Origin of the sequence: Mycobacterium sp. E2327 (assembly GCF_001672675.1) — a bacterium.
Classification (GTDB): domain Bacteria; phylum Actinomycetota; class Actinomycetes; order Mycobacteriales; family Mycobacteriaceae; genus Mycobacterium.
On record NZ_LZKE01000105.1, the window covers coordinates 1 to 12,768 of the forward strand.

At 70.3% G+C, this 12,768-nt stretch carries 14 protein-coding genes; 4 read left to right on the forward strand and 10 right to left on the reverse strand.

Annotated elements, in window-relative coordinates; translation table 11 throughout:
• The 7 genes from mftG to mftA all read right to left on the reverse strand — a co-directional run.
• Nucleotides 1–1,078, reverse strand: a 1,078-nt coding sequence (gene mftG / locus A5712_RS11455) for a mycofactocin system GMC family oxidoreductase MftG (protein WP_068104720.1), incomplete at its 3' end; no start/stop codon positions are given.
• Nucleotides 1,079–1,093: 15 nt separating this feature from the next.
• On the reverse strand, nt 1,094–2,506 hold the full coding sequence (mftF, locus tag A5712_RS11460) for a mycofactocin biosynthesis glycosyltransferase MftF (RefSeq protein ID WP_068104549.1): 1,413 nt from the start codon (nt 2,504–2,506) through the stop codon (nt 1,094–1,096).
• Nucleotides 2,503–3,234: a mycofactocin biosynthesis peptidyl-dipeptidase MftE gene (mftE, locus tag A5712_RS11465; protein WP_068104552.1), complete on the reverse strand. Its 732-nt coding sequence runs from the start codon at nt 3,232–3,234 to the stop codon at nt 2,503–2,505. Before mftE ends, mftF begins: the two co-directional genes overlap by 4 nt.
• 218 nt (nt 3,235–3,452) lie before the next feature.
• Nucleotides 3,453–4,634: a pre-mycofactocin synthase MftD gene (gene mftD / locus A5712_RS11470; protein ID WP_068104554.1), complete on the reverse strand. Its 1,182-nt coding sequence runs from the start codon at nt 4,632–4,634 to the stop codon at nt 3,453–3,455.
• Between the two features lie 2 nt (nt 4,635–4,636).
• Nucleotides 4,637–5,803 carry a mycofactocin radical SAM maturase gene (mftC, locus tag A5712_RS11475; protein WP_068104556.1) on the reverse strand — a complete coding sequence of 389 codons (1,167 nt, stop codon included), beginning with the start codon at nt 5,801–5,803 and terminating at the stop codon, nt 4,637–4,639.
• Nucleotides 5,800–6,072: a mycofactocin biosynthesis chaperone MftB gene (gene mftB / locus A5712_RS11480; RefSeq protein ID WP_231982107.1), complete on the reverse strand. Its 273-nt coding sequence runs from the start codon at nt 6,070–6,072 to the stop codon at nt 5,800–5,802. Before mftB ends, mftC begins: the two co-directional genes overlap by 4 nt.
• A gap of 5 nt (nt 6,073–6,077) precedes the next feature.
• A complete protein-coding gene (mftA, locus tag A5712_RS11485; protein ID WP_067158700.1) occupies nt 6,078–6,167 on the reverse strand; it encodes a mycofactocin precursor MftA in 90 nt (29 codons plus the stop codon).
• Between the two features lie 90 nt (nt 6,168–6,257).
• On the opposite strand from mftA, the gene mftR reads away from it, so the two are divergent.
• Genes mftR through A5712_RS11505 form a run of 4 tightly spaced genes read left to right on the forward strand, consistent with a single transcriptional unit; the run spans nt 6,258 to nt 9,720 of the window.
• Nucleotides 6,258–6,851, forward strand: coding sequence for a mycofactocin system transcriptional regulator (gene mftR / locus A5712_RS11490; protein ID WP_068104560.1), 594 nt, complete (start codon nt 6,258–6,260; stop codon nt 6,849–6,851).
• Complete coding sequence (locus tag A5712_RS11495; RefSeq protein ID WP_068104562.1) at nt 6,848–7,912, forward strand: DUF2332 domain-containing protein; 1,065 nt, start codon at nt 6,848–6,850, stop codon at nt 7,910–7,912. The genes mftR and A5712_RS11495 overlap by 4 nt, the downstream gene beginning before the upstream one ends.
• A gap of 54 nt (nt 7,913–7,966) precedes the next feature.
• Nucleotides 7,967–8,488, forward strand: a complete 522-nt coding sequence (locus A5712_RS11500) for an RNA polymerase sigma factor (RefSeq protein ID WP_068104564.1) — start codon at nt 7,967–7,969, stop codon at nt 8,486–8,488.
• Nucleotides 8,485–9,720: a VOC family protein gene (locus tag A5712_RS11505; RefSeq protein WP_068104566.1), complete on the forward strand. Its 1,236-nt coding sequence runs from the start codon at nt 8,485–8,487 to the stop codon at nt 9,718–9,720. Before A5712_RS11500 ends, A5712_RS11505 begins: the two co-directional genes overlap by 4 nt.
• Here A5712_RS11505 and A5712_RS11510 read toward each other — a convergent pair.
• The 3 genes from A5712_RS11510 to A5712_RS11520 are packed head-to-tail and all read right to left on the reverse strand — an operon-like array spanning nt 9,702 to nt 12,722.
• On the reverse strand, nt 9,702–10,700 hold the full coding sequence (locus A5712_RS11510; protein WP_068104722.1) for a D-2-hydroxyacid dehydrogenase family protein: 999 nt from the start codon (nt 10,698–10,700) through the stop codon (nt 9,702–9,704). The genes A5712_RS11505 and A5712_RS11510 overlap by 19 nt on opposite strands.
• Nucleotides 10,697–11,869, reverse strand: coding sequence for an NAD(P)/FAD-dependent oxidoreductase (locus tag A5712_RS11515; RefSeq protein WP_068104568.1), 1,173 nt, complete (start codon nt 11,867–11,869; stop codon nt 10,697–10,699). Before A5712_RS11515 ends, A5712_RS11510 begins: the two co-directional genes overlap by 4 nt.
• 25 nt (nt 11,870–11,894) lie before the next feature.
• On the reverse strand, nt 11,895–12,722 hold the full coding sequence (locus A5712_RS11520; RefSeq protein ID WP_068104571.1) for a mycofactocin-coupled SDR family oxidoreductase: 828 nt from the start codon (nt 12,720–12,722) through the stop codon (nt 11,895–11,897).
• Nucleotides 12,723–12,768: the final 46 nt, after the last annotated feature.

The following is a 12,768-nucleotide window of genomic DNA, read 5'->3' on the forward strand; positions in this document are numbered from 1 at the left end:
CCCGCGGCCGCATCAGCGCCACCCCGATGTGCGGCCAGTCGGGGTGTCCGGCGGTGCCGTCGCCGGTCATCGCGACGAATCCGCCCGTGTACGGCCGGATCTCGATCCCGTCGTCGGTGCTGAGCACGACCTCCACCACGGGCCGGCCGGGAGCCACGGCCCAGTTCGTCGGCAACACCCATTCGGGGTGATCGCTGCACGACGTCGCGACCGGCAGCGGCGCCACCACCGGGACGCCCGCGGCGCGCAGCATTGCTTCGTCGCCGATGCCGGAAAGCATCAGCAGGTGCGCCGACTCAATCGCCCCGGCGCACAACACTATTCGATCGGCGGAAACCGTCGCCCCGCCCTGCGGGCCGATCACCTCGACACCCACCGCCGTGGCGCCCGCGAAACGCAGTCGCACCGCGCGGGTCCGCTCCAGCAATGTCAGGTTGGGCCGCCCGAGCGCCGGCAGCAGGTACGCGGCACCCGATCCGGTGCGCACGCCATCGACGATATTGAGCGGGACCGCCCCCAGCCCCGAAACCAGTTCCGGCCCAGCATCGTTGAGATCGTCGATCCACCCAAACCCGGCGCGTTCCGCCTCCGCGATGAAAGCTTCCGTGGTACCGGTCATTTCGCGGGTTCGGCGCACCGGGATCGGCCCGGCCCGGCCGTGGGCGGGGCCGTCGAAATCGAGGTCGGTCTCGATGGCGCGGAAGTGCTCGAGCACGTCCGACCATGCCCAGCTGGGCACCCCGGCGCGGTCGAAGTCGCGCGGTAGCGCGCGGCAGAAGTAGCCGCCGTTGATCGCGCCCGAACCGCCGACGGTGGCGCCGCGCACGATCGGCAGCTTCAGGGCGTGCCGATCGGTCAGCGTGGTCAGGTAGCGCCGGGCCAGCGGGCTGCCGACCCCGATCGGCAGTTGCAACCCGTTGGCGGTCAGGGCCAGCAACTCCGGGTCGGCCAGCGCGGGGCCGGCCTCCAGCACGGTGACGGTGCGGGCGGGATCGGCGGAAAGGCGTTCGGCGACAACCGAACCAGCGCTGCCGGCGCCGACGATCAGCACATCGCTGTGCGGGGCGGCTGCGGTCAAGGGGCGTCGAAACCGCTATGTGCGAATCTGCGGCTTGAGCGCCCGCACGTTGCGTTCGCGGGCCACACCCCACCAGAGCCCGAGGCCGTAGGCCAGGTCGTCGACGCGCTTGAGCAACACGTAGGTCAGCAGGCCGATGGGTTCGGCCTCGTCGCCGGTGGCGTCCCGGCGGCGCAGCCAGTCCACCACGCCGTCCATGACGGCGGCCACCAGCACGACGCGTCTGCAGTGGCGCGACAGGATCGCAGCTACCAAGGCCAGCGGCCAGTAGTGCCGGCACAGGGCCGACGCCAGCTGCAGCGCCGCCGACCACAGGCCGCGGGTCGCGATCGTGAGGACGTCCACGAGCGAAGTCTCGGCGCCGCGCATCGCCTTGGCGATCCGCCGGCCGGTCACCAGGGCGACGACGATCGAGGCGAGCTGGCTGAGGCTCGTCCCCAGCGCCACCAGGATCCAGGCCATCAGCGCCCAGCCGGAGATCACCACCGGGGCCGTCTTGTCCGGGTGACGCACGGACAGCGGGGCCGCCGAGCCGCCGTAAAAAGCCTTGCGCGCGAGCCAATCCCGTAATTCGGTGCGGTGATCGTGGGCGACCTGGGCGATCGGCTCGTAGCGAAGCCGCGCGCCCGCCTCGATCAGCCGCCAGCACAGGTCGACGTCCTCGCCGGACTGCATCGTCTCGTCGAAGCCCCCGACGTCACGGATGGCCGAGCGGCGGCAGATGATCGCCGCGCTGGGAACGTAGGACACCGTGCTGTGGGGCAGCACCGGGGCCTCGCGCTCCCCGAGGTCCAGCGACGAGTGCACCGCCTCGTAGCGGGCGACCACGTTCTCGCTGTGCGACAGGCCGACGATGCGCGGCGCGACCAGCGCAACCGTCGGATCGCAGAAGTGGCCGAGCAGGGCCTCGAGCCAGCCGCGGCGCGGCGTGACGTCGGAGTCGAGAAACGCGACGAAGTCGGTCGTGCAGGCGGCCAGCCCGGTGTTGCGCGCCGCGGCCGGACCCCGGCTGCGGGGGTGGCGCAGCACCTGGACGTCGCAGTGCGCGCCGATGAAGTCTTCCGGCTCGATCGGCGGGAACGAACCGTCGTCGACCACGATGACGCGCAATCCGCGCAGACAGCTGACCAGGTGGCGCACCCCGGAAACGTTGTCCCGGACCGGAATTACCACGGTGACGTCGCGGTGCGACGGGCCGCCCGCGGGGCGCGGGTGCGCCACGGTGGCGTCGAGCAGGGTGCGGGCCAGCTGGGCGCTGACGTCGTCGCGGACCTTCAGCCGGCCGTCGGACAGCATGCTCTGGGCGGCGGGGGCCAACTTCAGCAGGCGCGTCGGTGAGCCACCCAGCAAGGCGGAACCGTCGCCGAGCACCCGCACGCGGCGGTCGACCTGAACGGCGAACCCGTCCGGCAATCGCGTTGCCGTCATGTCAGCTTCCCGTCGTGCCCGGGCGACCACCGGGCGACCCGACGGACACACTCGTCGACCATCTCGGCGAAAATGCGCTTGCCCTCGGCGGCCGTCGCGGTGGTGGGGTCCCCCAGCACCCCGACCCGGCTGACCGCCGCGACTCCCCCGCGGCGCATCGACGGGAGCAACTCCGCCAACGGCGCCCGGTTGCCGCTGAGCCACCGGTCGGTCAGCACGTCGGCCGGCGAGATATGGAGCAACACCGATGTTTCGGTATGGCCGGCGTGGGCGTCGCCGCCGGCGGCGACGCAGGGGCACCAGGCGGCGTCCCGGCCCTCGGCCCGCAGCGCGCTCACCGCGCCGCGCAAGGCGCCGACATTGCCGCCGTGCCCGTTGACGAACACGAACCGCGGGGCCCAGCAAGCCGCTGACCTGCCGTACTCCACCAGCAGCGTCGTCAGGGCCGCGGTGCCGATCGAGATCGTCCCGGCGAAGTCTTGGTGCTCGCCGCTGGCGCCGTAGGCGATGGCCGGCGCGACCAGCCAGTCCTGTTCCAGGCGGGCCCTGGCCCCCCGCGCGACCGCCGTCGCGATCTGGGTGTCGGTATCCAGCGGGAGGTGCGGACCGTGTTGTTCGGTCGATCCCACCGGGACCATTAATGACGGCGAGGTGCCGAATAGCTGGCTCGACGCCATCGTTGCTAATTCGCCGAGTACGGGCACTGGCTGATGGTAGGACGAATTCACCTGGCGTGCACCAATTGTTGACCCTACAAAATTATTTTTTTCCGGGCTGTTCACCAAGCGGTCGAATTTGATGGCTCGTTCGTCACGGTTGCCTCGCAAGTACCACAATTTTCGCCGCCGTCGATTCACGCTAGAGGGCCATTTCGCGGTGTTGGTGAAAACGGCCCATGCTCAAATCCTGGGAAAGGCACCCGACATACCCAGATTTAGGCCCAGATTTATGCGGGCGGCACCCCGAGCGCCCGCGCAAAGCCGTCCGGCACCAACAGGTCGTCCGGGGTGAGGTCGTGAACCGAGGAGCACCCCAGGCCCATCAAGGCCGAGTCGATGCCGCCGCGCAAGATGTCCAGGACGTTCTCCACCCCGGCCTGCCCGCCGGCCGCGAGGCCCCACAGGTACGCGCGGCCGATCATCACCGCCCGCGCCCCGAGCGCCACCGCCTTGACGACGTCGCTGCCGCGGCGGATGCCGCCGTCGAGCAGCACCTCGACCTGGTCCCCGACCGCCGCGACCACCGCGGGCAGGGCGCGGATCGAGGCCGGGGTGCCGTCCAGGTTGTTGCCACCGTGATTCGACACCGAGATCGCCGAAACACCCGCGTCCACAGCTCTTTTCGCGTCGTCGACACGCATCACGCCCTTGAGCATGAACGGTCCGCCCCACAGCTCGCGCAGCCAGGCGATGTCGTCCCAGGTCGGCGGCGGCGTGCCCATCCATTCGCCGTACGCGGCGAAGAAGGGCGGGCCGGGCTCGCCGCGGCGCGCCTGGTTCGGCACCCGCAGGTTCGGCGGGCGCAGGGTCTTGCCGTACTTCCACAACCAGCGGGGCTTGAAGACCGCCTCCGGAGACTGGCGCAGGATGGTGCGCAGGTTCATCTGTTCGGGGATCTTCGGGCTGCCCCAGTCGCGCCCGTGCGAGAACGACCAGTCGGTGGTGACGATCAGGCCGACCGCACCGGCCTGGCGCGCGCGTTCCACGCGCTCGGCGATGGCGTCGCGGCCGCCGAGCCAGTACACCTGGAAGAACAATTTGGGGTTGGCGGCGATGACCTCTTCGATCGGTTTACTGGCGAACGAGGAAAGCCCCATCGCCGTTCCCCGCGCCGCCGCCGCCCGTGCGACGGCCACCTCGCCGTCCGGGTCGACCGCCTGGACGCCGGTTGGCGAAATGACCACCGGCAACGAAATATCCTGCCCCATAACGGTAGTCGATTGGTCGCGCTTTTCCGGGGCGCCGACGACGTGGGGCGCGAATCCGAGTTCGCTGAACGCTTCGACGTTGCCCGCGACGGTGATGCCTTTTTCGCTGCCCGCAAGCAGCGCCGAATAAACGGATTTCGGTAACCGCCGCTTCGCGCGCTGCTGGGCGATGGCGACCGTTTCGAACCATTGGTCGGCCATGGCTAGACGGGGCTTTCGTTGCACAGCCGCGCCGGGGGGCGCGAGAGTTTCAGGAGCACCGGCCCGCTCGTCTTCCGGGAATGGTCGGCGCGGGGCCGCGGGGTGGTGCGGTCGCGCGCCAGGGCCTGCTCGCTATGGCCTTGCACGCATTCGGGATCGGGCCCGTCCATCGGCAGGCCGGTGAAGAACTTGGCCGCCATGCATCCGCCCCGGCAGCTGTCGTAGTGCCCGCAGCTGCTGCAGGCCCCGGCCGACTGCGGTTCGCGCAGCTCGCGAAACAGCGGTGCGTTCTTCCAGACGTTGTCAAATCCCCCGTCGGACAGGATGTTTCCGGCCAGGAAGCGGTCGTGGATGGCGAACGGGCAGGCGTAGACGTCGCCCACCGGGTCGATCAGGCACACGACCCGGCCGGCGCCGCACATGTTCAATCCGGCCAGGGCGCCGGAGGAGCCGAGCGGCGCGAGGTGGAAGAAGGAGTCGCCGGTGAGCACCCGCTCCCCCTTGGCGACCAGCCAGTCGTAGAGCTGGACCTGCTGCGCGGCGGTGGGGTGCAGCTCTTCCCACACGTCCGCGCCCCGACCGGAGGGCCGCAGCCGGGTGATCCGCAGGGTGGCGCCGTAACGGCTTGCCAGCGCGGCGAATTCGTCGAGTTGGTCGACGTTGTGCCGGGTCACGACGACCGAGATCTTCGCGTCTTTGAAGCCTGCACTGGCCAGGTTCTCCAGCGCGCGCACCGCCATCGCGAACGAGCCGGCGCCGCGCACGGCGTCGTTGACCTCCGCGGTGGCGCCGTCGAGCGAGATCTGGACGTCGACGTAGTCGCTGGCGGCCAGGCGGGCGGCGACCTGCGGGGTGATGCGGACGCCGTTGGTGGAGAACTTCACGCCGACGTGGTGCGCGGTCGCGTAGTCGACCAGCTCCCAGAAGTCGGGCCGCACGGTGGGTTCGCCGCCGCCGATGTTGACGTAGAACACCTGCATGCGTTCCAGCTCGTCGATGATGTCCATGCACTGGCGCGTGGACAACTCCCGCGGATCCCGTTTGCCCGACGAGGACAGGCAGTGCACGCACGCCAGGTTGCACGCGTAGGTCAGCTCCCACGTCAGGCAGATCGGGGCGTCCAGGCCGCGCTCGAACTGTTCGATGAGCCGCGGAACAGCGACAGTCATTCGGTCTCCTTGGCTACCAACATGTTTGACTCCGCCAGCACACCCAGCGCGTGCAGGTACGGTCCCTGCCCCGGGTCGTCCACGCCGGCGGCACGGCAGGCCGACCGGACGTCGGGATGGTCGGCCAGCGACCGCACCACCGTGAGGATGGTGCGGTTCTTCAGGAAGGACAGCTTGCGGGTCCCGAAGTGGTACAGCAGCGCGCCGAACGGCTCCGGCCGAACCGCCACCTGCGGGTGCAACCGCCAGCCGCGGTCGGGATCGAACACGCGGATCAGTAGACCCCGCACATCCCGTCGATGGACACCTCTTCCACGAGGGTCTCGGTGACGAGCTCGGTCTCGGTCTCGTTTTCGTGCTCCATGGAACTTTTCCTCCCGTTGGGACTCGACAAGGATGGATCGTTCTGGACACAATATGGCATCGAGTGCCGCAATGGAAGGGCGGGTCTGACATGCCGCAGCCGCGGGTGGGCCGACGCCGCTCGACGACGCCGGGGCAGATCACCGACGTGGCCCTCGAGTTGTTCGCGGCCCGGGGATTCGACGAGGTGAGCGTCGACGACGTCGCGCACGCGGCCGGCATCGCCCGCCGCACGCTGTTTCGCTATTACGCCTCCAAGAACGCGATCCTCTGGGGTGATTTCGACGCCCACCTCGCGCACCTGCGAGAGCTGCTCGACAACGTCGACGCGCGGGTGCCCCTCGACGAGGCGTTGCGCGGGGCGCTGTTGGCGTTCAACACCTTCGACGAGTGCGAGACGGTCCGGCACCGCCAGCGCATGCGGGTCATCCTGGAAACCGCGGAGCTGCAAGCGTATTCGATGACGATGTACGCCGGCTGGCGTGAGGTGATGGCGGGCTTCGTGGCCCACCGGTTGGGCGTCAAGACCACCGACCCACTGCCGCAGACCGTCGCCTGGACCATGCTCGGGGTCGCGCTGAGCGCCTACGAGCACTGGCTCTCCGACGAATCCGTCCCGCTGCCCACCGCGCTCGGCAACGCGTTCGACGTCGTCGGCGCCGGGCTGGAACGGCTGGACCGATGAGCGGGGGCACCGAGCACCTGCTGCACATGCTGCGCTCGCAGGGCCGATTCTGCGCGGGCTCCGGCTCCCCGATGTACGGGGAGCTCTTCGAGCTGGTGGCCGGCGATGTCGAGGCGGGCGGAGTCTTCGCGACCGTGCTGGCCGGCCACGAGGACGCGCCCTCGCGCCACGCGGTGCCGTTGCGGCTGCTCGGCGGGCTGCACCGGTTGGTGCTCGACGGCCGGGCGCCGCAATTGCGCCGCTGGTATCCCAGCACCGGCGGCGCCTGGGACGCGGCGAACGCGTGGCCCGAAATCCTGCGCACCGCGGCGGAGAACACCGACGCGTTGCGCGCCGCGCTGCAGCAGCCGCCGCAGACCAACGAGGTGGGCCGGTCCGCCGCGCTGATCGGTGGACTGCTGCGGCTCAATTGCGGATTCGATTTGCCGATAAGGCTTTTCGAGATCGGATCGAGTGCGGGCCTGAACATGCGCGCCGACCACTACCACTACCGCTACGGGTCCGGCCTCAGGGGCGGCCGATGGGGGCCGCCCGACTCGCCGGTCACCATCGACGACGCCTGGCGCGGCGCCCCGCCGCCCGACGGCGCCCTGCGCATCGTCGAGCGAAACGGCTACGACATCGCGCCCATCGACGTCACCGGCGCCGAGGGGGAAGTGACCGCGTTGAGCTACGTCTGGCCCGACCAGGACGCCCGGTTGCGCCGGCTGCGCGGCGCCATCGCCGTCGCCCGGACCGTCCCGGCGGCCCTCGAGCGCCGGACGGCGGCCGAGGCGGTGGCCGGCATTACCCTCGCCGCCGGCGCGCTGACGGTGCTGTGGCATTCGATCACCTGGCAGTACCTGTCCGACGACGAGCGCGCTGCGGTCCGCGCCGGGATCGAGGCGCTCGGGGGGCGGGCCGACGCCCGGTCGCCGTTCGCGCACCTGACGCTGGAGCCGGCGCGCGACGGGCCGGGCACGCCGATCCGGTTTTTGGTGCGGGCCCGCAGCTGGCCCGGCGGTGCGGCGGCCGTCCTCGCCGAATGCCATCCGCACGGCCCGCCGGTGAATTGGCAGTAAGTTTTTTTCCTCCGCCCCCGTCGGAGTTCGGCAGGCCGCGGCGACTATATAGGTGTGAGCGCCGAAGCGGATCCGAGGTCCGACGCTCGATGCGCGTTGCTCGAGCTGTACGACGAGGCGTTGCCCGTGGTGTACGGGTACTTCGTCCGCCGCTGCGGTGATCGCGTGACGGCGGAGGACCTGACGTCGGAGACGTTTCTCGCGGCCATGGACGCGGCGAGGAAGAGCGATCCGCCGCCGGTGTCGATTCCGTGGCTGCTCGGGGTGGCACGCCACAAGCTGGCCGACCACTATCGGCGCGGCGCGCACCGGCTGACCGTGCCGGTCGCCGAACCGCCAGAGCCGGCGGACGCGGTCGACGACTGGGACGCCGAGTTGGACCGCATGGTCGCCGAGGCGGTGCTGGCCCGGCTGGCCGAGCCGCACCGCGCCGTGCTGGTGCTGCGCTACATGGACGACTGCTCGGTCGGCGAGTGCGCCGAGCTGATTGGGCGCACCGTGCACGCCACCGAGGCGCTCCTGGTGCGGGCCCGCCGGGCCTTCAAAGAACAGTATCCGGAAGGAGGCACGCTATGAGTCGGCACGACGATCCGCTGGACGTGCTGCGCGCCGACGACCTTCCGGTGCAACCAGATCCGGGTTTCGCCGCGCGGCTGCGCCGGCGGCTGGAATCCGCGATGTCCCTACCGGAAGGAGTTGTCATGAGCGGCATTGCGACTCAGATCGCCCCGCACCCGGCGGCGCTGCCCTACCTGAGCGTCGCGAACGCGCGGGCGGCGATCGCCTGGTACGCCGACGCGTTCGGCGCCGTCGTCGTCGGTGAACCGATCGTGATGGACGACGGCCGAATCGGCCACGCGGAGATCGCGATCGGAGGCGGGGTACTCTACCTGGCCGACGAGTATCCCGAGCTCGGGCTGAAGGCCCCTGCGCCCGAAGCGGTTTCGGTGAGCCTGATGCTGCACGTCGCCGACACCGACGCCGCCCTGGCCAAGGCGCGCGAATACGGCGCCAGCGTCCAGCGCGAGAGCTACGAAAGCCACGGTAGCCGCAACGCGACCGTCATCGACCCGTTCGGCCACCGCTGGATGCTGTCCGGACCCGCTATGGCCCCCGTGGGCATCCGGCACGGCGACATCGGATACGTCTCGGTGTGCAGCCCCGACACCGATCGGGCGGCCGCCTTCTACGGCCACGTCCTGGGCTGGACGTACGACCCGGCATCCCACCGGGTCACCAATACCGATCTGCCGACCGGCATTTCGGCGCAACCCCGGAAGCCCACCCTGTTCTGCTGCTACGCCGTCACCGACGTGCGGGCCGCCCGCGCGGCGATAACCGGGGCGGGCGGGGTCGCGGGCGAAGTGCGCCAGACCGACTACGGCGTGGTCCTCGAGGCCACCGACCCGCAGGGGGCGACGTTCGCGGTGTTCGAACCGGCGGCCGGGCGAAAGCGCCCGGAGCTCAACGGGTCCGGGCCGGGCGAGCTGTCCTACGTCACCTACGAGGTGCCGGATTCCGCGGGCTTCCGCGACTTCTACGGCCGGGTGCTGGGCTGGAGCTTCGAGCCCGGCCGGGTGGCCGACGGCTGGCAGGTGGTGGGCACCCACCCGATGGCCGGCGCGGCCGGGGGCAGCGCCGTCCCGACGACCGTGCCGATGTGGACGGTGTCGGACATCGACGCGGCCGTCGCCCGGGTGCGCGAGGCCGGCGGCACGGTGCTCGCCGAGCCGGCCCGCCAGCCGTACGGCGTGACCGCCGAATGCGCCGACGATCAGGGGGCCCGGTTCTACCTCGGCGAGTTCTGAGCCTCGGGGTTGGCGATCCGGACGGGCGCCCCGTCCAGCCAGGCGACGACGGCCTCGATGGTGTCCGCATAGAAGGCGCCGAGCATTTCGCGGGTGACGTACCCCAGGTGCGGTGACAGCGTCACGTTCGGCAGCGCCCGCAGCGGATGGTCGGGCGGCGGCGGTTCGGTGTCGTAGACGTCGAGCCCGGCCCCGGCGATGCGTCCGGTTCGCAGCGCGTCGATCAGCGCGGCCTCGTCGACGATCGGGGCGCGCGACGTGTTGATCAGGTAGGCATGCGGCTGCATCAGGGCCAGCTCTGGTTGGCCGACCAGCCCGCGGGTGCGTTCGGAGAGCACCAGGTGGATCGAGACCACGTCGGCCTCGGCGAACAGGGCCGCCTTCTCGACCCGGCGGGCGCCGGCCGCCGCGGCCGTCTCCTCGGTGAGGTTCTGGCTCCACGCAATCACCTGCAGGCCAAACACTTTCGCGTATTCGGCCATGCGCTTGCCGGTTCGGCCCAGGCCGAGCAGCCCAACCGTCTTGCCGGACAACGTCATACCGGTGGTCGACTGCCATCCCCCATCGCGCATTCGCCGATGCTCCTCGGCCAGATTGCGCACCGTCGCGATCAACAGCCCCCAGGCTAGTTCGGGAGTCGCGTCGCGAACCGCGGCGAACCGCGGGTTGGCGAAGTCCGAGTGGGCGACCAGCACGCCGCGCTCGGTGGCCGCGGCCATATCCAGGTTGGGCAGGCTCCTGCCCACGATGGTGATCAGCTTGAGGTTCGGCAGCCGCTCGATGAGCGTGCGCGGCAACGCCATCCGTTCGCGCATGGTGCAGATCACGTCGAAGGGCCGCAACGCGTCGGCGGCCTCGGCCTCGGACAGGTGCCGGTCGAAAACCGTTACGTCCGAACGGGTCCGCACCGGCGACCAGTCGGCGAGGTCGAAGGCCACGCCGGCGTAATCGTCGAGTATCGCGACCTTGGGAAGCGTCAGCCCAGCACCTCGGCGATGGGCACCGCGGCGGCGATCTTCGCGCGGACCTTCATGACCTTGCCCGGCATCCCGCCGCCGACCACCCCGACCAGCACCCCGTCCCGCTCGTAATACGCCAGGAACTTGCGCCCGTCGTCCTCGACGAGGTGCACGGTGTCGGTGGCATCGGGCTCCCCCAGGCACTGGATCTTGACGTCGTACTGGTCGCTCCAGAAATACGGCACCACAACGGCCGACGGCACGTCCTGTCCGAGCATCGCGGGCACCACCACCCGGGCCTGGTCGGCGACGTTGCTCCAATGTTCCACGCGCGCTTGGTGTCCCGTCGTATCGCGCCAGGAGGCGACGTCGCCGAGCGCCCACACGTTCGGCGCGCTGGTGCGTCCGGCCTCGTCGCAGATGACGCCGTTATCGACGTCGACGCCGCTGCCCTCGAGCCACTCGGTCGCCGGTCGCGAGCCGATGCCGACCACGACGAGGTCGGCGGCGAGCTCCGTGCCGTCGGTCAGCACCACGGTGTCCACATGCCCCTCGCCGCGCACCTCCGCCACCCCGAGGCCGAGCCGGACATCGACGCCCTCGTCGCGATGCAGCCGCGCCACCAGGTGGCCGATCTGCTCGCCGAGTATCGCGGCCAGCGGCGTCGGCTGGGGCTCGACCAGCACCACGTCCACGCCCAGGCTGCGCAGGCTGGCCGCCACCTCGCAGCCGATGAAACCGGCGCCCACGACGACGGCGCGCTGCGCCTCGGACGCGTGCTCGCGCAATGCCATACTCTCGTCGAACGAGCGCAGCACCCGAATGCCGTCCAGGTCGGGAAACGCCGGGATGCGCCGCGGCACCAGCCCCGTTGCGATGACGAGCTCGTCGTAGCCGAGCGCCGTCCCGTCGGCCAGCGTCACCGTCTGCTTGGCCGTGTCCAGCGCGGTGGCCGCCGACCCCAGCCGCAGCGTGATGTCCTTTTCGTCGTACCACTCGCGCGGCTTGAGGGCCACGTCGTCGACCTCTTTGCGCAGCACCTCCTTGGACAGGGGCGGGCGGTCGTAGGGCAGGTGCACCTCGTCGCTGACGATCGTGATCCGGCCGGCGTATTCGGACCGGCGCAGTTGCTCGGCCGTGCGGGCGGCGGCCAATCCGCCACCGACGATCACGATGCCTTTTTCAGTCACGTGGAGTTCATACCACGATCGCCGGTCAGTACTTCAACGCGCCCTTGTCGACGGGGACCTGTGTGCCCGACAGTGTGCCCGACCCGTCGCCGGCCAACCAGACGACGACGTCGGACACCTCGTCGGGCGTCATGAATCCCTTGTACTGCATCGGCATTGGCGGGAAGCTGTGCACGTAACGGGGGTGCTTGGCAAAGATTTCCATCATCGCCTCGGGCTCGATCATCGGGGTTTCGACCGAGTAGGGGTGGATGGAGTTGACCCGGATGCCGTATTCGCCGAGTTCGATCGCCAGGGTGTTGGTCAGGCCCGTGAGGCCGAATTTGCTGGCGGCGTAGTGGCCGTTGCCGGGCGTGGCCTTCAGACCCGCCGCCGAGCTGACGACGACGATGGAACCGCCGTTGCCGGCCTCGATCATCGCCGGGATCGCCGCGCGCAGGGTGCGCCAGGTGCCGGTCAGGTTGATCCCGATCACGGTGTCCCACTGCTCGTCGGTGAGCTCCCACACCCGGCCCCAGCCCAGCACCCCGGCGTTGGCGACCAGGACGTCGAGCCGGCCGAATTGTTCGACGCCGTCGGCGACGAGTTGCCGCAGCGCCGCGTCGTCCCGGATGTCGACCTCCCGGGCCAGCACCTTGCGGCCCTCGGCTTCGACCAGCCGGACGGTCTCGCTGAGGTCCTCGGGCGTAGCCGGCGGGTAACTCAGGGTGTCCGAGGCCCGCGCGCAGATGTCGAGCGCGATGATGTCCGCGCCTTCCCGGGCGAGCCGCACTGCGTGCGACCGTCCCTGCGCCCGGGCGGCCCCGGTAACGAACGCCACCCGTCCTTGCAGTGATCCAACCTGTGCAGCCACGAGGACAGGCTAGCAGCGGAACTGAAACGTGTTCTAGTGCGGCTCG

Excerpts from the sequence above, each read along its gene's own strand:
- mftF (WP_068104549.1), bottom strand. The coding sequence starts at position 2,506 with ATGACGGCAACGCGATTGCCGGACGGGTTCGCCGTTCAGGTCGACCGC.
- mftD (WP_068104554.1), bottom strand. The coding sequence starts at position 4,634 with ATGGCCGACCAATGGTTCGAAACGGTCGCCATCGCCCAGCAGCGCGCG.
- mftC (WP_068104556.1), bottom strand. The coding sequence starts at position 5,803 with ATGACTGTCGCTGTTCCGCGGCTCATCGAACAGTTCGAGCGCGGCCTG.
- mftA (WP_067158700.1), bottom strand. The coding sequence starts at position 6,167 with ATGGAGCACGAAAACGAGACCGAGACCGAGCTCGTCACCGAGACCCTC.
- mftR (WP_068104560.1), top strand. The coding sequence starts at position 6,258 with ATGCCGCAGCCGCGGGTGGGCCGACGCCGCTCGACGACGCCGGGGCAG.
- A5712_RS11495 (WP_068104562.1), top strand. The coding sequence starts at position 6,848 with ATGAGCGGGGGCACCGAGCACCTGCTGCACATGCTGCGCTCGCAGGGC.
- A5712_RS11505 (WP_068104566.1), top strand. The coding sequence starts at position 8,485 with ATGAGTCGGCACGACGATCCGCTGGACGTGCTGCGCGCCGACGACCTT.